The organism is Streptomyces sp. CB00316, from assembly GCF_001905595.1.
GTDB lineage: Bacteria > Actinomycetota > Actinomycetes > Streptomycetales > Streptomycetaceae > Streptomyces.
In genome coordinates, this window is the sequence record NZ_LIXI01000009.1 from 214,053 (window position 1) to 232,518 (window position 18,466).

Annotated in this window: 16 protein-coding genes and 1 pseudogene; 10 read left to right on the forward strand and 7 right to left on the reverse strand. The window is 70.3% G+C overall.

What is annotated here, in order from left to right:
* Window positions 1–686: 686 nt before the first annotated feature.
* Complete coding sequence (locus AMK21_RS24785; protein ID WP_073881379.1) at window positions 687–3,176, forward strand: alpha-L-arabinofuranosidase C-terminal domain-containing protein; 2,490 nt, start codon at window positions 687–689, stop codon at window positions 3,174–3,176.
* A 293-nt stretch (window positions 3,177–3,469) separates the two neighbouring features.
* Here the strand turns inward: AMK21_RS24785 and AMK21_RS24790 are convergent, their stop codons facing one another.
* The 3 genes from AMK21_RS24790 to AMK21_RS24800 all read right to left on the reverse strand — a co-directional run bounded on the left by AMK21_RS24790 (window position 3,470) and on the right by AMK21_RS24800 (window position 5,887).
* Window positions 3,470–3,859 (reverse strand): signal peptidase I, encoded by a 390-nt coding sequence (locus AMK21_RS24790; RefSeq protein ID WP_073881380.1) that lies wholly within the window; start codon window positions 3,857–3,859, stop codon window positions 3,470–3,472.
* Window positions 3,860–4,557: 698 nt separating this feature from the next.
* Entirely contained in the window at window positions 4,558–5,208 is a 651-nt protein-coding gene (locus AMK21_RS24795) for a class F sortase (RefSeq protein WP_073881381.1), read from the reverse strand.
* Window positions 5,209–5,260: 52 nt separating this feature from the next.
* Window positions 5,261–5,887 (reverse strand): hypothetical protein, encoded by a 627-nt coding sequence (locus AMK21_RS24800; RefSeq protein ID WP_073881382.1) that lies wholly within the window; start codon window positions 5,885–5,887, stop codon window positions 5,261–5,263.
* A gap of 644 nt (window positions 5,888–6,531) precedes the next feature.
* On the opposite strand from AMK21_RS24800, the gene AMK21_RS24805 reads away from it, so the two are divergent.
* Complete coding sequence (locus tag AMK21_RS24805) at window positions 6,532–6,951, forward strand: FKBP-type peptidyl-prolyl cis-trans isomerase (RefSeq protein ID WP_073881383.1); 420 nt, start codon at window positions 6,532–6,534, stop codon at window positions 6,949–6,951.
* Window positions 6,952–7,146: 195 nt separating this feature from the next.
* A pseudogene (locus AMK21_RS24810) lies at window positions 7,147–7,269 on the forward strand (IS110 family transposase); the annotation flags it as partial.
* Between the two features lie 103 nt (window positions 7,270–7,372).
* On the opposite strand, the gene recA reads toward AMK21_RS24810, so the two are convergent.
* On the reverse strand, window positions 7,373–8,449 hold the full coding sequence (recA, locus tag AMK21_RS24815; protein WP_073881384.1) for a recombinase RecA: 1,077 nt from the start codon (window positions 8,447–8,449) through the stop codon (window positions 7,373–7,375).
* A 385-nt stretch (window positions 8,450–8,834) separates the two neighbouring features.
* Between recA and AMK21_RS24820 the strand changes: the two genes are divergently transcribed.
* On the forward strand, window positions 8,835–9,344 hold the full coding sequence (locus tag AMK21_RS24820; protein ID WP_073881385.1) for a hypothetical protein: 510 nt from the start codon (window positions 8,835–8,837) through the stop codon (window positions 9,342–9,344).
* 86 nt (window positions 9,345–9,430) lie between these two features.
* A complete protein-coding gene (locus AMK21_RS24825) occupies window positions 9,431–9,970 on the forward strand; it encodes a metallophosphoesterase family protein (protein WP_420712521.1) in 540 nt (179 codons plus the stop codon).
* Window positions 9,971–10,163: 193 nt separating this feature from the next.
* Here AMK21_RS24825 and katG read toward each other — a convergent pair whose 3' ends face one another.
* Window positions 10,164–12,419: a catalase/peroxidase HPI gene (katG, locus tag AMK21_RS24830; protein ID WP_073881386.1), complete on the reverse strand. Its 2,256-nt coding sequence runs from the start codon at window positions 12,417–12,419 to the stop codon at window positions 10,164–10,166.
* A gap of 386 nt (window positions 12,420–12,805) precedes the next feature.
* Here katG and AMK21_RS24835 point away from each other — a divergent pair, with 386 nt between their 5' ends.
* Complete coding sequence (locus AMK21_RS24835; RefSeq protein WP_073881387.1) at window positions 12,806–13,216, forward strand: Fur family transcriptional regulator; 411 nt, start codon at window positions 12,806–12,808, stop codon at window positions 13,214–13,216.
* Window positions 13,217–13,465: 249 nt separating this feature from the next.
* Here AMK21_RS24835 and AMK21_RS24840 read toward each other — a convergent pair whose 3' ends face one another.
* Window positions 13,466–13,681 (reverse strand): DUF6243 family protein, encoded by a 216-nt coding sequence (locus AMK21_RS24840; protein WP_199863280.1) that lies wholly within the window; start codon window positions 13,679–13,681, stop codon window positions 13,466–13,468.
* A gap of 223 nt (window positions 13,682–13,904) precedes the next feature.
* Entirely contained in the window at window positions 13,905–14,489 is a 585-nt protein-coding gene (locus AMK21_RS24845; protein WP_073881388.1) for a TetR/AcrR family transcriptional regulator, read from the reverse strand.
* An 84-nt stretch (window positions 14,490–14,573) separates the two neighbouring features.
* On the opposite strand from AMK21_RS24845, the gene AMK21_RS24850 reads away from it, so the two are divergent.
* The 4 genes from AMK21_RS24850 to AMK21_RS24865 all read left to right on the forward strand — a co-directional run bounded on the left by AMK21_RS24850 (window position 14,574) and on the right by AMK21_RS24865 (window position 18,435).
* Window positions 14,574–15,785, forward strand: a complete 1,212-nt coding sequence (locus AMK21_RS24850; RefSeq protein ID WP_073881389.1) for an FAD-dependent monooxygenase — start codon at window positions 14,574–14,576, stop codon at window positions 15,783–15,785.
* Window positions 15,782–16,267, forward strand: coding sequence for an LIC_13387 family protein (locus tag AMK21_RS24855; RefSeq protein ID WP_073881390.1), 486 nt, complete (start codon window positions 15,782–15,784; stop codon window positions 16,265–16,267). Before AMK21_RS24850 ends, AMK21_RS24855 begins: the two co-directional genes overlap by 4 nt.
* Window positions 16,268–16,397: 130 nt before the next feature.
* Entirely contained in the window at window positions 16,398–17,666 is a 1,269-nt protein-coding gene (locus AMK21_RS24860) for a pyroglutamyl peptidase (RefSeq protein ID WP_073881391.1), read from the forward strand.
* A 133-nt stretch (window positions 17,667–17,799) separates the two neighbouring features.
* Window positions 17,800–18,435 (forward strand): class I SAM-dependent methyltransferase, encoded by a 636-nt coding sequence (locus tag AMK21_RS24865; protein WP_073881392.1) that lies wholly within the window; start codon window positions 17,800–17,802, stop codon window positions 18,433–18,435.
* The last annotated feature ends 31 nt before the right edge of the window (window positions 18,436–18,466 follow it).

The following is an 18,466-nucleotide window of genomic DNA, read 5'->3' on the forward strand; positions in this document are numbered from 1 at the left end:
ACGCTTCGACGGCGGTAGGGATCAGAGGTCTGCCGAGAGCCTCCGCGCACCCGGGCCGACGTGCGGTTCCGCTCGGCCGAGCGGAACGTGCCTGAGAAACAACCGGTCGTGTCACCCCTGCTTCGCTTGCACGATGACGCCTTCGGGGCGGGTCGACGGTCGGGTGATCGGGGCCGCTGCCGCTCGCGAGCAGGGACGGAGGACGGCGGAGCCCCCGTGTGGGCGCGCGAGGCGACGACTGACCATACCTGGCCCCGAATATCTGTCATGTGTGTGTTAACGATAACAAGACGGCTGACGGCTCACCAGTGCCCTCGCGGCACCCAGCGCGCGGGGTCGGGCTCGCTTCTCGTCCACCGCCCGATCCGTGGTTCGTGGCGGGATGCAAGGGGTTTGGGGTCAAGTGGGGCGTTTGCGTCAACGGGTCGCCGAGTGATTCCGCGCGCCCGGCCCTTGTGGGTAGTGCAAGGGTCTTGAGCTCATGGTGAGTTAGCGCTCACAATTCTCGGCGGGTAGTCGTGTGACGCCTTTGCCGCCAGTGTGTGAGCCGGCCGGTTGCGGGCGGCCCTGCTCCCGGTCACAAGTGGGTGAGGCCGCCGTGGCAGGTCGGCCCAGCGGCGCGGGCGCACGACGACACCTCTGTCCGCCCAGACCGGCGCCTTCCGGTGCCACGACTCGGAGGATCCATGTCCCGCAGAAGTACCCGACCACGTCTCAGGCTCGGCCTGACGGCCGCCGCGGTCCTGGTCACGACAGCCCTCGTGCCGGCCCCCGCGCACGGCGAGGCGCCGGTCACCGACTACGCCATCACCGTGGACCCGAGCAAGCATGGGGCCGCGATCGACGACACCATGTACGGGCTGTTCCTGGAGGACATCAACCGGGCCGCCGACGGAGGCCTGTACGCCGAACTCGTACAGAACAGGTCCTTCGAGTACTCCACCGCCGACAACCGGGCCTACACCTCGCTGACCTCCTGGGACGTCGACGGCTCCGCCACGGTCGTGAACGACGACGGCCGTCTCCACGCGAACAACCGCAACTACGCCCGGGTGGCGGCGGGCACGACCCTGACCAACTCCGGCTACAACAGCGGACTGTCGCTGAGGAGCGGGGCGAAGTACGACCTCTCGGTATGGGCCCGCGCCGAGACCGGAACCACCCTCACGCTCACGCTCAAGGACGCGGGCGGCGTGCTGGCCACGGCCCAGCAGAAGGCCGTGAAGGGCGGCTGGAAGCAGTACCGCGCCACGTTCACCGCGATGCGCACCACCGCAGCCGGACGGCTCGCCGTAGCCTCGGCCGGCGCCGCCGCCCTGGACGAAGTGTCCCTCTTCCCTCGTGATACGTACAAGAAGCAGCCGGGGGGCCTGCGCAAGGACCTTGCGGAGAAGCTCGCCGCGCTCAAGCCCGGCTTCCTCCGCTTTCCCGGCGGCTGTCTCGTCAACACCGGCTCGATGGAGGACTACAGCGAGGCGTCCGGCTGGCAGCGAGCCCGTTCCTACCAGTGGAAGGACACCATAGGCCCGGTCGAGCAGCGTGCCACCAACGCCAACTTCTGGGGCTACAACCAGAGCTATGGCCTCGGCTACTACGAGTACTTCCGCTTCGCCGAGGACGTGGGGGCGATGCCGCTGCCCGTCGTGCCCGCCCTGGTCACCGGCTGCGGTCAGAACCGGGCCGTCGTCGATGACGCCCTGCTGAAGCGGCACATCCAGGACACCCTGGACCTCATCGAGTTCGCCAACGGGCCGGTGACGTCCACCTGGGGCCGTAAGCGCGCCGACATGGGACACCCCGGGCCGTTCGGACTCACGCACGTCCAGGTCGGCAACGAGGAGAACCTGCCCCGGGAGTTCTTCGAGCGCTTCACGAAGTTCCGTACGGCCATCGAGGCGAAGTACCCGGGGATCACGGTGGTCTCCAACTCCGGACCGGCCGCAGCCGGTGCGACCTTCGACACTCTCTGGCAACTCAACCGGGACGCCGGCGTCGCCATGGTCGACGAGCACTACTACAACAGCCCGCGGTGGTTCCTGGAGAACAACCAGCGTTACGACTCCTACGACCGTTCCGGCCCCAAGGTCTTCCTCGGTGAGTACGCCTCCCAGGGCAACACCTTCGGCAACGGTCTCGCCGAAGCCGCGTTCATGACGGGTCTGGAGCGCAACGCGGACATCGTCAAACTCGCCTCCTACGCGCCCGTCCTCGCCAACGAGGACTACGTGCAGTGGCGCCCCAACCTGATCTGGTTCAACAACCGTGCTTCCTGGGGGTCGGCCAACTACGAGGTCCAGAAGCTGTTCATGAACAACGCGGGTGGCCGGGTCGTTCCCTCCGAGGCCACTTCCACCCCCTCCGTCAGCGGACCCATCTCCGGGGCCGTCGGCCTGTCGACGTGGGCGACAGCCGCCTCGTACGACGACGTACGGGTGACCGCCGCGGACGGCAGGACCCTCCTGACCGACGACTTCTCCGGCCCGGCCTCGGCCTGGACCCACACCGGTGGCGGCAGCTGGGCCGTCCAGGACGGGCAGTACACCCAGACGGCCATCGCGGCCGAGAACACCACGGTCACCGCGGGCGACCGCGCCTGGCGCGACTACGACCTGCGTGTGAAGGCCACCAAGCAGGCGGGTGCCGAAGGATTCCTGGTCGCCTTCGGCGTCAAGGACACCGGCAACTACTACTGGTGGAACCTCGGAGGGTGGGGTAACACGGCGCACGGAGTCGAGCGCTCCGACAACGGCGCGAAGACGACACTGATCAGCAAGCCCGGCACCATCGAGTCCGGACGCGCCTACGACATCGAGGTCAAGGTCCGCGGACGCCAGGTGACCCTCTACCTGGACGGCAAGGAGTGGGGGGCCTTCACCGACGACCGGGTGGCCGAACCGTTCCGTCAGGTCGTCACCCGGGACCCGGCGACCGGTGACCTGATCGTCAAGGTCGTGAACGCCCAGGCGACCGGGGCACGCACCAGGGTCGACCTGGGCGGAGCGCGAGTGGCCCCCCGGGCCCGGGTGACGACCCTGGCGGCCGACCCGTCCGCCGAGAACAGCGAGACAGCCACTCCCGTTGCCCCCGTGAGGTCGGCCCTGACCGGGATCTCGGACACCTTCACGTATACGTTCCCCGCCAACTCGGTCACGTTCCTGAGGATCGCCGAACGGTAGCGACCGTACCCCGGTAGTCGCGGGCGTTCCTCGGGGGTGTGCGTCGCCTTCGGAGGCTGCCCGGCGAGGTACGCCGCGGCTCCTGCCCGGTCGCGGTATCGGGCCGGGCGGGAGCCGGGGTGGCTGCCGGCGAAGGTCACCGGTGGATGTTCATGATGCACGGGACGTCCACCGGTGTGATGACGTGCACGGAAATGCCCGGTCCGCAGGCGCTGGAGAACCGCTCGCCTCCGACGGCGATCGCACCGGGTGGCGGCAGGCGGGTTCGATCCGTACCGCGCGGGTCGATACCCCTAGCCCGGCAGGCGGCCCCGCTTCGCGGCCGGCACCGCGTATCCGGGTACTGAAGGCCAGCGAACGGTCAGCAGAACCGACTCCTCCTCGGCGAGCCACGAGTGGCCGACATCCCGTCCCCACACGACATAGTCACCTTGCTCTTGCAGAAGAACGCTGTGGCCGGGGAAATCGACCCGGAAGCGCCCGCTGATGAGGACCAGGAGGGCTGTACGTCTCTCGTTCTCGACCCACCGTGCTCGTTCGTCGCCGCGGGGGTGGACACCCCACTTGATCTCGACAGCTTGGCTATGACGCGGATCGTCCACGTCTTTGAAGTGGCCGAGAAGCCACCCCCGGTCCAGAGCCGCGTCCTTGCCCGCGTTGCCCACGTACACGCTGTCATCCACGCTTCGCCACGCTAGCAGTGGCTCGCTCGCTCCTGGGAGCGGGTCGGGATCCGCCCGTGTCCGGCCTCTCCTCGCGTCACGAAATCCTGTCGACGTGGCGCTCCGGCCTTCCCGTGCCGGGTACGAAGCCCGGGGCGCACCTTGTTGCCCGTGCCGACCCGGCCCCACTCTTCGCCGCTACCCTGGGCGGCGTACGCGCCGGAGCGGCCCCTCGCCGACCGCATGCTCCCTTGCACGCCACAGCGAGCCCGTACGACGGTGCTTCACCGCAGCCCTCCGCGCGGATCGGGGCCTGCTCGCTGCGAGTGGTCCCAGCTCGCTGGCCCCATGGCTCCGTGTATCGGCCCCATGAACCGCTGTCCCGGCTCTGGAGGCCATGGGAGAGCTGTCCTGGGGGGCCTCGCGTTCCGCCTCGTCGCAGCAGCGAACCAATGCCCCAGTGGCATCGAGGACCTCGTCGAGAGCGATGGCCGCATGCCGCGGCACGGGGCGCTCAGCGCGCTCGAAGCGCCCGAGACGCGAGCGGTCGCTCAACGCTTTGCGAGCGAGCGCCTGCTGTGTCGGCTGGCGGGCCTGACACCGCTAAGCCGGAGCGGCTGTTCGGGGCGGCGAGGGGCGGGGCGTGCCAGCCTCCGCTTCGGTCGTGAGGGCGGCCGGTACCTCGTCCCCGAGGTACCGGCCGAGTCTGCGCGTGGCATTCAGGCCGCTGCCTTCTTCAGTGACGTGAGGTGGGCGAAAACCACCACATTCGCCGAGTAGCCCGCCTTTTCGTCGAACCGCCCGCCGCAGGTCAGCAGCCGGAGTTCGGGCCGCCCGGTCTCCCCGTAGACCTTGTTGTCGGGGAACTTGTCCTTTGTGTACGTCCTCACCGCGTCCACCGTGAACACCGCGGTCTTGCGGTCCGCGCGCATCACGTTGACCTTGTCGCCCCGGCGCAGTGCGTTGAGATTGAGGAAGATGGCCGGGCCGGTCCTGGTGTCCCGGTGGCCCACGAGCAGGGCGGTGCCGTCCTCACCGGGCGACGGCCCCTTCTCGTACCAGCCCGTCAGCTTCGGCTTGCTCAACGGCGGGGCTTCGAGCCGGCCCTTCGCGTCGAGGCCGAGTCCGGTGACCGCCGCCTCGATGAAGATGGCGGGAATGGCGACCTTCAGTGGTCGGGAGGGCACCAGAGGCGCGTGCGAGGGGGGAACGTGCTTCTCCGGTTTGTGCGGTGCGCGTCGGAACGGCTCAGGCCCGCCGCCCGCGGCGTCGCTGCCGTGGGCGGCGGTGACCGTCCGGGTGTCCTCGGAGGAGTCCGAGGACACCCAGACGACGCCGGCCACCAGAGAGAACGTCACGCACAGCGTCATGGTGAGACGGCACGCCCGTGTCGGTCCTCGTCGTCGCCGTCGGCAGCGGGTGTTACGCCTCGCCACGGGCACGACGACGGCGCATCATGATCAGGCCCGCGGCCCCTGCGGCCCCGGCGACCAGCGCGGCGGCCGCTGTTCCGGCGTTCGAGTCGCTCTCCGAGCTGATGGGCTCCATGTCCGGGACACCACCGCCGCCGGCGGGGACGGCGCCGATGGGCCGCTGCGGCTTGTGAGGCTTGCCGCCGCCGTGACCGCGGTCGGGGCACTCGACCTTGAAGCTCTTCTGCTTCGGGCCCGCCGGGACGACCCAGACCAACTGGTACGTGCCCTCGGGGAGCAGGTACGTCTCACTGCGCGCACTGCCGTTGATGAGCGGAAGGGTGTCCAGCAGGGTGGTGCCCGGCGGCACGGTCGGGGGCTGCTCGGTGATCGTCCAGGGGACCGAGGGGAACGACTCGAAGTTGCTCGCCGCCAGCACGAACTTGCAGACCTCGACCCCGTCGCGGTCCCCGCGCGAGTGCCAGCTGACCGAGCGGATGTCGATGTCACCGCTGTCGCCGGGGACGGCATAGGCCGCGGGAGCTCCGGCCAGGGTGGCACCGGCGACTGCGACCGCGACGGCCAGCTTGGCGCCCGTGCGGGCATTGCGGGATCGGACGGAACGAGGGATGCGCATGAGGGCTCCTTCAAGCCGAGATGATTGTCGTACTGATCACCTGATCGCCTAAGGGATGCCATGAATCGTCGTAAAAGTCAGATAAGACACGGGAATATTTCAGAAGTGCCCTGATCGGCAGACAGCAGGTGAGTGGCATCCGGGCGCACGGACCGGATCGCCGGCCGGGAAGCAGTAGCGCGTGACGGAGCCGGACGATGATGTGAACACGACTCGGTTTCCCCTCTCCTTACGGCTGCTGCGGATCCGGATAAGGGGCACTCACCGGGACCGGCCCCGAAGCGATATCCCCTCCGTAGGACGGAGTGGGAGGTGGCGGGGTTGGCGTCGGGCGGGGGTTCCCTGGGCTCGCGGTGCTTCCCGTCCCGTACCCGCCTGTGGCGCGTCTCGGCCCGTCCTGCCGCCCGTCGTGCTCGCGGGCGTGACACATCGAGTGAAGGGCACAGCCAGGTAGCGTGGCAGTTGTCCTAACGGAGTGTGGTGGATACCGATAGGGACGATGCCAACCGTCTGGTCCAGCTGAGCTTCATCGCTCAGTGGGACGGCAGAGGGGAACTCCGGCGTAGCGTGATCGTCTGCCGCACGGAATATCCAGGTGTCCGGTCGGCCCGTGCGAGGGGTGCCGGTGGCGTGATGGGAAATTGATGAGCGAACTCGCGAAGCCCATGATCGAGGTTCCGGAGGGTGACGCGCCCACCGAGCTGACGATCCGGGACCTCGTGGTGGGGGACGGGCCCGAGGCGCATCCGGGCAGGGTCGTCCAAGTTCACTACGTAGGGGTGACGTTCGCGTCCGGGAAAGAGTTCGACTCCTCCTGGGAGCGGGACCAGCCGTTCAAGTTCGCCGTGGGCGGTGGCAAGGCCGTCAAGGGCTTCGACCGGGGGGTGAGGGGGATGAAGGTGGGTGGCCGGCGCGAGATCATCGTTCCCCCGCGTCTCGGCTACGGCAAACAGTCGCTCTCTTCGTTGATCCCGGCGAACTCGACGCTGATCTTCGTCGTGGACCTGCTCACGGTGGCAGGCAATCCAGCCGGAGCGAGGCCCGGCTTGACGGGCTCGGGCTGAACTCGGCGCTCCTGTCGTCGGGGACGGAGAGCAGAGCCGCACAACGTCACCTGGTGGGCAGCTCCCCGCCGACTCGGACCAGTAGAGGCAATGAGCCTCACCGAGGGATCCCCATCTGAACGAGCACCCCGACACTCGCCCGTCCTCTTCCTCGCGGTCCTGCAAGAGGCCGCCGGCCTGTGGCCCCGGGACGCCGGATGTCAGGTCGCCTACCTGCCCGGCCTGACGACGCGGCGGATCGCTGACCTGTATCCGGGCGGGGCGAAGGCAGACGCGAAGGACGCGGCCGTGCTCGCGGACGCGGCCCGCACCATGCCGAGAGGTTGCGGATGTCGGTGCGCTGGAGCAGCAGGTGCACGGTGGCAGAGGCGACGATCAGGACCCAGGTCGTGGCGGGCAGGCCGACGACCGCCCCCACCTGTCAGGCCGCGCTTCCCGCCGGGGTCCGGGCGGCATCAGGGTCCCGGGCGGTGCCCGGGTCCTCGGCGACCGCCGCCTTCGCCGATCCCCCGACACCGAGCTTCTCGAGGATCTTCCTCTCGATCTCGTCGGCGAGGTCGGGGTTGTCCTTGAGGAAGTTGCGGGCGTTCTCCTTGCCCTGGCCGAGCTGGTCGCCCTCGTACGTGTACCAGGCGCCGGCCTTGCGGACGAAGCCGTGCTCCACGCCCATGTCGATCAGGCCGCCCTCACGGCTGATGCCCTGGCCGTAGAGGATGTCGAACTCGGCCTGCTTGAACGGCGGGGCGACCTTGTTCTTGACGACCTTGACGCGGGTCCGGTTGCCGACCGCGTCGGTGCCGTCCTTCAGCGTCTCGATCCGGCGGATGTCCAGGCGCACCGAGGCGTAGAACTTCAGCGCCCGGCCACCGGTCGTGGTCTCCGGCGAACCGAACATCACACCGATCTTCTCGCGCAGCTGGTTGATGAAGATCGCGGTCGTTCTCGTCTGGCTGAGGGCGCTGGTGATCTTGCGGAGGGCCTGGCTCATCAGACGGGCCTGGAGGCCCATGTGGGAGTCGCCCATCTGGCCCTCGATCTCGGCGCGGGGCACCAGGGCCGCGACGGAGTCGATGACGATCAGGTCGATCGCGCCGGAGCGGATCAGGATGTCGGTGATCTCGAGCGCCTGCTCGCCGTTGTCCGGCTGGGACAGGATGAGGTTGTCGGTGTCGACGCCGAGCTTCTTGGCGTATTCGGGATCGAGGGCGTGCTCGGCGTCGATGAACGCCACCGATCCGCCGAGCTTCTGCGCGTTCGCCACGGCGTGCAGCGTCAGCGTGGTCTTACCGGAGGACTCCGGCCCGTACACCTCCACCACACGGCCACGCGGCAGACCGCCGACGCCGAGCGCGACGTCGAGGGCGGTCGATCCCGTCGGGATGACCTCGATGGGCTCGTTCGGCCGCTCACCGAGACGCATCACCGCGCCCTTGCCGAACTTCCGCTCGATCTGTGCGAGCGCGGTGTCCAGCGCCTTCTCGTGGTCGGTTCCTGCCATGCGCTTCACCCGGTCCGATGGAGTGGCCCGCCGCACGTCGGAGAACGTGAGCGTCTGGTGCCGACAACGGACGTTTCGGAGATCCCAAAAGCGAACATCCGATCGATTTTCGTGTCCAGTGAAAGGTACCAAACCGTGGGAAGCGGGGCGGGGTGACGCGCATCGGGCGGCTCCGGGCATAGTCCGAGCCGCCCGCCGGGCCACGGGCCTCCCTGTGTGAGGGAAGCCGAAGCGCAGCTGACCCCTCCATGGCGTTCTCCCGGTCGTGCGCTCCTCCATTCCGGCGAATTGCGGGTGCGAGGCGATCCGTTCCGTTCCGAGGATCGGTTACGAATAAGGCGCGAACGCGCCCGAGCACACGACGGACAGGGGCGTGAGGCAGGCGATGACGGACATGGATCGCAGGAGCATCCTGCAGCTGACCTCGGCGGCGGCCATCGCCGGCGGGCTGGTCGCAGGGGCGGGCGGGGCCGCACATGCGGCGCGCAAGGCCGCCGGCCAGATCGTCCTCAGGGGTAAGCGCACGGGTGCGAATATTCCGGACGTACTCACCGCTGGAGTCCCCTACTTCGTCCGGTACGACCTGTCGGACGAGCAGGGCCGCAGCGTGGGCACCGAGAACGCCCACTGTCTGCCCGTCGCCGTGGGGCTGGACGGATCGTTCGTCATCGCGACGCTGGTCCTGAGCCTGGACGACGGCATGATCACGGCTGCCACCGCCTTCCAGCGGCCGCTTCCCGCGGTGACGGAGCCACCGGTCAACGCCCGGCAGTGGTCCCACGCCTTCGCGATCACCGGAGGCACCGGAACGTACCTCGGCGCCGCAGGCTCGATCACGATCGACCATCCCACGAGAGACGAAGACGTACTCAGCATCGACCTGACCGCCCCTTGAGTCCGGGGCCGAGCTGGGCCTTCTCGGCCGCACCGCCAGGCACCTGAGGCGGTGCGGCCGGGCGGACCTGAGGAGGAGGCAGGCGGATGGACGCCGACAGGAGTGGTGGGGCGACGGAACCTTCCGTGCGGATGCTGCTCGTCGCGGACACCCATGTGCCCCTGCGCGCCAGACGGCTCCCCGACGAACTGCTGCGGGCAACGGAGCGGGCGGACGTTGTCGTGCACGCCGGGGACTGGGTCGACCTGTCGACCCTGGAACTGCTGGAGGGGCGTGCCCGACGTCTGGTCGGGGTGTACGGCAACAATGACGGCCCGGAACTGCGGGCCCGGTTGCCGGAGGTGGCCCGCGTGCGGTTGGGGGGCCTGGAGTTCGGCGTCGTCCACGAGACGGGGGCGGCCCGCGGGCGGGAGGCGCGCTGCGCCGCGCTCCACCCGGAGCTGGACGTCCTGGTCTTCGGCCACAGCCACATCCCCTGGGACTCCGTGGCTCCGGGCGGGCTGCGCCTGCTGAACCCTGGCTCGCCCACGGACCGCCGACGACAGCCGTACTGCACCTACATGACGTGCACGGTGGCGGACGGGGTGCTGGGCGAGGTCGACCTGCACCGCCTGCCCAGGCGCTGACCGCTCCCCGCCTGGGCCGGGCGGGTCACGCCACGTGGACGTGCACCGCCCGCCCTGCGTCGCCACGAACCGCGCCACGGCCGGAAAGGGACCATCCCCGCGCACGCGGGGATGGTCCCAGGTGTCGGCGCCCGTCCGGACCCCGCTGCCGGGGCCGGTGCGCGTAAGCACCGGCCCCGGCAGCCGGGAGTGGTCAGACCAGGTCGAAGCGGTCGAGGTTCGTGACCTTGGTCCAGGCGGCGACGAAATCCGTCACGAACTTCTGCTGGGCGTCGTCGCTCGCGTAGACCTCGGCGAGGGCGCGGAGTTCGGAGTGGGAGCCGAAGACCAGGTCGGCGCGGGTGCCGGTCCACTTGACCTTGCCGGATGCGTCGCGGGCCTCGAACTCGTCCTGCGCCGACGACGTCGACTTCCAGGTGGTGCCCAGGTCGAGCAGGTTCACGAAGAAGTCGTTGGTCAGCGTGCCCGGGCGGTCGGTGAGGACGCCGTGCGTCGAACCGCCGGAGTTGGCGCCCAGCACGCGCAGACCGCCCACCAGGACGGTGGTCTCCGGAGCGCTCAGCGTCAGCAGGTTGGCCCGGTCGAGGAGCAGGTACTCGGCCGGCAGGCGGGTGCCCTTGCCGACGTAGTTGCGGAAGCCGTCGTACGCGGGCTCCAGGGCGGCGAAGGACTCGACGTCCGTCTGGTCCTGCGTGGCGTCGACCCGTCCCCCGGTGAACGGCACCTCCACCTCGACGCCGGCGTCCTTGGCCGCCTGTTCGACGGCCGCGTTGCCCGCGAGGATGATCAGGTCGGCCAGCGAGACCTGCTTGCCGCCCTTGGCGTTGAAGGACTCCTGGATGCCTTCCAGGGCGCGCAGGACCTGGGCGAGGTCGTCCGGGTCGTTCGCCTCCCAGCCGCGCTGCGGCTCCAGGCGGACGCGGGCGCCGTTGGCACCGCCGCGCTTGTCGCTGCCGCGGAAGGACGCGGCAGAAGCCCAGGCGGCCGAGACCAGCTGCGCCACCGCCAGGTCGGTGGCGAGCACCTGCTCCTTGAGCGCGGCGATCTCCGCGGCGTCCAGCAGCTCGCTGGTGCGCGCGGGCAGCGGGTCCTGCCAGAGCAGGACCTCGGAGGGGACCTCAGGGCCCAGGTAGCGCTGGATCGGACCCATGTCGCGGTGCGTCAGCTTGTACCAGGCACGGGCGAAGGCGTCCGCGAACTCCTCCGGGTTCTCGTGGAAGCGGCGCGAGATCTGCTCGTACGCCGGGTCGAAGCGCAGCGACAGGTCGGTGGTGAGCATCTGCGGCTTGTGCTTCTTCGACGCGTCATGCGCGTCCGGGATGGTCGCCTCCGCGTCCTTGGCGACCCACTGCTTCGCACCGGCCGGGGACTCGGTCAGCTCGTAGTCGTAGGCGAAGAGGTTGTGGAAGAACTCGTTGCCCCACGTGGTCGGGGTGCTGGTCCAGGTCACCTCCAGACCGCTGGTGATGGCGTCCCCGCCCTTGCCCGACTTGTACGAGCTGCGCCAGCCGAGGCCCTGCTCCTCCAGCGGGGCGCCCTCGGGGTCCGCACCGACGCTCTCGGCCGGGCCCGCGCCGTGCGTCTTGCCGAAGGTGTGGCCACCGGCGATGAGGGCGACGGTCTCCTCGTCGTTCATCGCCATCCGGCGGAAGGTCTCGCGGATGTCGCGGGCGGCCGCGATCGGGTCAGGGTTGCCGTTGGGGCCCTCGGGGTTGACGTAGATCAGACCCATCTGGACCGCGCCGAGCGGGTTCTCCAGCTCACGGTCGCCGGAGTAGCGCTCGTCGTCGAGCCAGGTGGTCTCCGGGCCCCAGTAGACGTCCTCCTCCGACTCCCAGACATCCTCGCGGCCGCCGGCGAAGCCGAAGGTCTTCAGGCCCATGGTCTCCAGGGCGACGTTGCCGGTGAGGATCAGCAGGTCGGCCCAGGACAGCGCCTGGCCGTACTTCTTCTTGACCGGCCACAGCAGACGGCGGGCCTTGTCCAGGTTGCCGTTGTCCGGCCAGCTGTTCAGCGGGGCGAAGCGCTGCTGACCGGCGCCCGCGCCACCGCGGCCGTCGCTGATGCGGTACGTGCCGGCGCTGTGCCAGGCCATCCGGACCATCAGCGGTCCGTAGTTGCCGAAGTCGGCCGGCCACCAGTCCTGCGACGTGGTGAGCACCTCGGCGATGTCCCGCTTCACCGCGGGCAGGTCGAGGGCCTGGAACGCGGCCGCGTAGTCGAAGTCCGCACCGAGCGGGTTCGCCACGGCGGGGTTCTTGGCAAGGATCTTCAGGTTGAGGCGGTCCGGCCACCACTGACGGTTCCCCCCGCCCTGCGTGGGGTGCGGCGCGCGGCCGTGGGCCACGGGGCAGCCGCTGGCCTGCGCCTCGGGCACCTCGGGGTTGGCCGTCTCAGGCGAATCCGGGACGACGGGGTCGAAGACGTGTGACTCGTTGTTCTCGGTCATGGGTGATCCTTCCGGCCCCGGCGGGTCGAGGGGGCGCTGTACGGGGGAGGAGGATTCGGGCCGTGCAGAAGGGGCACCTGTGTTGCCAGGGTCTCGCCGAGGGGGCCCGAACGTCTTACGGACCACCGGGCCGGACGGTCCCGGGCGGTGCGACGAGGACGATGCTCGGAAGGCGGGCGGCGGTGCGCTCTCGACCGGCGGTGCCCCGTCACGTGTCTCTGCTGCCGTACCGGACTCTTCCTGTCTCTTGGATGTCGCCGGGATCGATCCTACAATGGACTTCGTCCAAGTCAAGAAGTGCGCTAAAACGATAACGACCGGGGTGCGGCGTGTCGGATCCCTCCAGGGGTCGCACGTCCCCCGTGGACCGGAACAGGTGGGACGAGATGAGCGACCTCCTTCAGCGGCTGCGGAGCCGCGGCTGGCGCTTGACCTCGCAGCGGCGTGTCGTCGCGGAGGTCCTCGACGGCGACCACGTGCACCTGACGGCGGACGATGTGCATCTGCGTGCCGCCGTGCGCCTGCCCGAGATATCCCGCGCGACCGTGTACAACACGCTGGGGGAACTCGTCGCGATCGGTGAGGTGCTGGAGGTCTCCACCGTGGGCCGGGCCAAGCGCTACGACCCGAACGCGCGCCGCCCTCATCAGCACCTGGTGTGCTCCGGCTGCGGAATGGTCCGCGACGTCCATCCGGCCGGCAATGCCCTGGGTGATCTGCCCGAGTCCGAGCGGTTCGGGTTCGCCGTCGGCTCGGTGGAGATCACCTACCGGGGCTTGTGTCCGGCCTGCGCCTGACTGCGGCGGGCTTTACCGCCCCGCCGGAACGCGGTCGTGTACCTGCGCCGACACCACGGCGCGCCCAGGCGGGCCGGAGGAGCATGTCCTCGCCCGTGTGAAGCGTCGCGCGACTGCGCGATCTCGCCCTCGCCGGACAGGCCACCGGGTAAGGGGTGAAGGGGTCGGCTCGGGGCGGTGGCGGTTGTGGTGACGGGGCTGCCGCATGTGCGGCCGCCCCGTGCGGTGCCGCACTGAGGCGGCGGTGCGTCAGCCCTGTGCGGTGTTGTCGCCCGCCTGCCCGGCACTCTCGGCCGAGTCGGCCTTCTCGCGCATCTTGCGCACCAGCTCCGCCTTCTGGGCGGCTGCGCCCTGGCGGTCGAGGTTGCGGTGCGGACCGTTGTTCTGGCGTTCGGCGCGGGACAGCTTCTTGCGCTGGCCGCCGCCCATGCCGACGGGGTTGTTGATGTTCTTGCTCACGGTCACAGGTTCTCCCGGGGGTGATGTGAAGTGATCTGCGGATTCATCGGTGGGGGACGGGCGGCGACGCCGGAGGGTGTCAGCGGGGCCCGTCACGCCCTCACTCGTACATCGGGGTCTGGAAGAACATGACAAATACGTTACCCGGTTCCGTCGGCCCCGCAGACCAACCTTTTCGCCGCCCACCGAAGGCGTCGGCCCCCCAGGGAGGCGATGGCCTCCTTGTGCCTCAGGCGGCGAGCACGGCGGCGAGCATCCGACGGACGACCGGGGTCAGTTCGGCCACGTCGGGTACCGGGCGGCTCGCGGCCGGTGCCCCGGCGAGCCGGTCGTACAGCAGCCCGTCGGTCCAGGCGACGAGCAGGTCCGCAGCCTGCGCCGGGCGGGGGGCGCCGAGCACCGCCAGCAGGGTGGTGGCCCTGGAGCGTGCGGTGAGGCCCGCGGTCTCCAGCCCGGCCCGCAGCTCCGGACGACGGGTCGCCTCAAGGCTGAGCTCGAAGCGCGCGAGCTGGCGTTCCCGCCCCACGGTCAGCCAGTGGTGCAGCAGTACGGCCAACGCCTCCGCGGCGGAGTCCGGGTCCGGGCCCCCGTGCTGCGCTTCCCACCGGTCCACGTCGGCGACCGTCAGTTCCGCCAGGCGGAGGTAGCAGGCGCTGATCAGGGCGCTCCGCGTGCGGAAGTAGTACGACGTACTGCCGGCCGGCAGCCCGGCGGCGGTGTCGACCGCCCGGTGGGTCAGACCACGCAGGCCTGCGGAGGCCACGGTGCTGATGGCGGCGTCGGCGATCAGGTTCCGGCGATCAGGAAGGGGCACACCCGCACTCTACAGGTGTAGAGTGCGGAGCGTCGTCCTCTACAGATGTAGAGGAGGTGTGAGTGAAGGAGGGGCGTGGTCGATATGGGTGTTCGTCATGCTGTCGTGGCCGGAGGCGGGATCGGGGGTCTCGCCGCGGCGGTGGCCCTGAGCCGCCGGGGATGGCGTGTGACCGTGTGCGAACGGGCTCCCGTCCTCACCGGTATCGGCGCGGGCATCGTGCTCGCCCCCAACGCACTGCGCGCCCTGGACTCGATCGGCCTGAGCCCTGAGGTGTGGGCGGGCGACACCCTGGTCGGTCCGGTCGGGCTGCGTACCCCCGACGGCACGTGGCTGAGCCGCGCCGGTGCCGGCGCGATGTCCTCCCGCTACCGCCCTCCCGCGCGCGCCGTGCACCGCGCCTCCCTGATCGACGCCCTCGCCGACGCTCTGCCGCCCGGCGTCGTACGCCTCGGCGTACCGGTGACCGGTGTGGACGACACGGGGGACGCGGTGGTCGTGCTTACGTCGGCGGGCGACCTGCGTGCCGACGTCGTCGTGGCGGCCGACGGCATGCGCAGCGTGCTCCGTGGACAGCTCTTCCCCGGGCACCCCGGCCTACGTCACGCCGGTGAGGCCGGATGGCGGGCGGTGCTGCCCGGCTTCGGCCCCCCGGTCCGGTCGGCGGCCGAGACCTGGGGCCGAGGGGAGCGGTTCGGCATAGTCCCTCTCGTCGACGGCCGGATCTATGTCTACGCCACCGCCGCGTCCGGCCCCGGTACGAAGCCGGCCGACCACCATGCGGAACTGAACCGGCGCTTCGGCACGTGGCACGACCCGATCCCCGCACTGCTGGACCGGCTCGACCAGCGGAACCCCGACCCCGTCGGCGTACTCCACCACGACTTCCACGAACTGGCCTCGCCCCTGCCCCGATTCCACTCCGGCCGGGTGGCCCTGCTCGGTGACGCCGCCCACGCGATGACGCCCAACATGGGCCAGGGCGGCTGCCAGGCCATCGAGGACGCGGTCGTCATGGCGCACCTCCTCGCGGATGACGCCGACGTACCGGCTGCCCTCGCCGCCTACACGCAGGCCAGACACCGGCGTACCACCCGCATCAGCATCCGCTCCCGGCGCATCGGTGAACTCGCCCGGCTCTCCCACCCCGTGGCCGTGTCCGCCAGGAACCTCGTCGTACGGGCCACGCCGTCAGCGGTCACGTCGAGGGCTCTGGACACCGTCCTCGGCTGGCAGCCCCCGTCCGGCCCCACATCGCCCTCGCGGCCCTCCGTCACCACCAAGGAGCAACCATGAACAGCGCGGTCACCTCCCGCCCCTTCCCCCGGGCGGACTCCGTGCGGCCCTTCAAGGTGGGCGCCTACGGATTCGTCCTCCTGGGGATCGGCCACCTCGCCCTCTCCGCCGTCGCGGCGTCGACCGCCCAGGCACCGGAGCGGAGCGAAGCCGAGAGGGCCATGCGGGAGTCCACGTTCGTCCTGCTGGGACTGGAACGCACCGTCCTCGATCTCTTCGACGGTATGAGCATCGCCATGGCGTTCTTCGCCGCTGCCTGCGGCCTGCTCATCCTCGCCGCCGTCCGCCACGCCCCTGCCCTCGTCCAGCGCCGCACTGCCTTCGGATGGACGGCCCTGGCAGTCTCCCTGGCCGTCCTGGCGACAGCCGTTCTCCTGCTTCCCCCTCCACCGATCGTCGTCCTCACCGTCACCAGTTGCGCCTTCGCCCTGTCGCTGCGCAGGGCTGCGGCTCCCACCGCCCGTGCGGCCGCAGGTGCGTGACGCATGACGCAGCAGGCGGAATCGTCGTCCGGCACTGCGGGATGGCGTCGTCTCCCGTGGTGCAGCGATACTGCGACCGACCGTTCCGTCAAAACCGGTCTGTCGGAACCGTTCTGTCGAAAGGGCCCACGTGACGCACCAGTTCCCCGCAATCACCCGGCTCGGTCTGGGCGGAGTCGCGCTCCTGCTCGTCCTCACGGGCTCCGCCCTGCCTGCCACGGCGTCCCCCGCCGGCACCACCCGCAGCACCACGGAGCCCACCGTCGAGGAACAGCGCCTCGACCGGGCCGCCCCGCAGGAGATCCTGCGGCGCAGCGGATTCCACGCCCTGGCCCCCCGCTTCGTCCACGCCCTGGAGGGTGCCCGCGGTTACGCGCAGGCGGAGCGCGTGGTGAACCGCCACGCCGCGGCACTGTGGCTGCGTGCCGTGGACCGCGCCCAGGGCCGTGGCCCCGCCACGGGCGACCTGAGCCGGGGCGACGACCGTCCCTTGTACTGGGCCCGACTCGCCCTGAGCCGTGAACTGCGTGCGTGGACACCTCGGTTCGGGCTGGACGACCAGCAGCGCAGGGCTCTGCACACGGTTCTGGAGACCTCCTCGCGCGGGCAGCAGGACATCCGCCACCCGGGCCGCCAGGTGAAGCGCGTCCTCGTCACCGGCTTCGATCCGTTCACCCTGGACAGGGACGTCCGGATCGGCAACCCCTCGGGCGCGAGCGCGCTCGCCCTGGACGGCACCCTGGTGCGGACCGCCGAGGGGCCGGTCCGGATAGAGGCAGTCGTCTTCCCGGTGCGGTGGACGGACTTCGCCGAGGGGGCCGTCGAGCGGGCCCTCGCCCGGCATCTGCCGCACCTGGACGTGTTCACCACCATCAGCCAGGGCCGCCAAGGCCGCTTCGACGTGGAGCGCACCAACGGCGCCTGGCGCGGTGGCTTCCCCGACAACGAGAACCTCGCGCGCACCGGGACGGTCCCCGTCACCGACCCCGCGTCGCAGCCGCAGTGGACCTCCACCACCCTCCCGTACCGTCAGCTCACCGAAGCGGACACGGGCCGCTTCCCCGTGTACGACAACACCGAGGTCACCGAGATCCCGGCGGGCGCCACCCAGCCGGTGACCAGGCCGGACGGGCCCACCCCGGGCTCCACCGCGCGGGCCGGGGGCGGTGGCGACTACCTCTCCAACGAGATCGCCTACCGGGTCACCCTGCTACGCGACCGGATGGGGCTGTCGAAGCTGCCGGGCGGTCATCTGCACACGCCCGTCCTGCAGTTCGGCGCGGGGAACGAGAACCCGGCGACGGGTGAGGTCACCGACCCCGGCTTCGAGCGCAACCGCTCGGACATCGTGCACCAGGTACGGGCGCTGGTGCAGACGGCGGTGAGTGCGGCCCGGTGAGCCCCGCGGTGCCGGCGCTGCCCACGGCTGCGACGATACGGGGGCACCACGTTCCCCTCGAAGACGTTCCCGCTACCACCGGGCGGGGGCCGATCGGGGGGCACGCTGACATGACAGGGAGAGGCACGCTGATATGACCGGGAAACGGGACCGCTGGGCGGAACTCACCGGCGGACAGGCCGGAGAGGAGTACGCCCGGCGTTTCGCGCGGCTTGCCGAATCGGGGCACGACATCCACGGCGAGGCCACGTTCTGCGCCGCGTTGGTGGAGCCCGCCGCCCGGGTGCTCGACGCCGGCTGCGGCACCGGACGGATCGCTGTCCGGCTCGCCGAACTGGGGCATCGCTGCACCGGGGTGGACATCGACGCCTCGATGCTCGCCGTCGCCCGCCGCCATGCCCCCTCACAGGAGTGGCTCCTCGGGGATCTGGCCCGTACGGACACCCTCGGCCTGCGACCCGATTTCGACCTGGTGCTGGCCGCAGGCAACGTCGTCCCCCTCTTGGCCGCAGGCACCGAAGCGGCCGTCATCGGACAGTTGGCCGCCGTGCTGCGGCCCGGCGGCCTGCTGGTCACGGGCATGGGGCTGGACGCCGCGCACCTGCCGCTGCCCGAAGCGCCCTTCGGCCTCGCGGACTTCGACGAGTGGTGTGACCGGGCCGGACTGATCCTGCGGCAGCGCTACGCCACCTGGAGCGGCGATCCCTATGTCCCGGGATGCGGTTACGCCGTCAGCGTGCATGTCCGCCCGGATCCGGACAGCCGCTGAGTTCCGCCCTGCGAACCGTCCGAAGCGTCTG

What these genes read in the sequence shown, in the direction of transcription:
- AMK21_RS24785 (WP_073881379.1), top strand. Translation starts at nt 687, where the DNA reads ATGTCCCGCAGAAGTACCCGACCACGTCTCAGGCTCGGCCTGACGGCC.
- AMK21_RS24795 (WP_073881381.1), bottom strand. Translation starts at nt 5,208, where the DNA reads ATGACGCTGTGCGTGACGTTCTCTCTGGTGGCCGGCGTCGTCTGGGTG.
- AMK21_RS24800 (WP_073881382.1), bottom strand. Translation starts at nt 5,887, where the DNA reads ATGCGCATCCCTCGTTCCGTCCGATCCCGCAATGCCCGCACGGGCGCC.
- AMK21_RS24805 (WP_073881383.1), top strand. Translation starts at nt 6,532, where the DNA reads ATGAGCGAACTCGCGAAGCCCATGATCGAGGTTCCGGAGGGTGACGCG.
- recA (WP_073881384.1), bottom strand. Translation starts at nt 8,449, where the DNA reads ATGGCAGGAACCGACCACGAGAAGGCGCTGGACACCGCGCTCGCACAG.
- AMK21_RS24820 (WP_073881385.1), top strand. Translation starts at nt 8,835, where the DNA reads ATGACGGACATGGATCGCAGGAGCATCCTGCAGCTGACCTCGGCGGCG.
- AMK21_RS24825 (WP_420712521.1), top strand. Translation starts at nt 9,431, where the DNA reads ATGGACGCCGACAGGAGTGGTGGGGCGACGGAACCTTCCGTGCGGATG.
- katG (WP_073881386.1), bottom strand. Translation starts at nt 12,419, where the DNA reads ATGACCGAGAACAACGAGTCACACGTCTTCGACCCCGTCGTCCCGGAT.
- AMK21_RS24835 (WP_073881387.1), top strand. Translation starts at nt 12,806, where the DNA reads ATGAGCGACCTCCTTCAGCGGCTGCGGAGCCGCGGCTGGCGCTTGACC.
- AMK21_RS24850 (WP_073881389.1), top strand. Translation starts at nt 14,574, where the DNA reads ATGGGTGTTCGTCATGCTGTCGTGGCCGGAGGCGGGATCGGGGGTCTC.
- AMK21_RS24855 (WP_073881390.1), top strand. Translation starts at nt 15,782, where the DNA reads ATGAACAGCGCGGTCACCTCCCGCCCCTTCCCCCGGGCGGACTCCGTG.
- AMK21_RS24865 (WP_073881392.1), top strand. Translation starts at nt 17,800, where the DNA reads ATGACCGGGAAACGGGACCGCTGGGCGGAACTCACCGGCGGACAGGCC.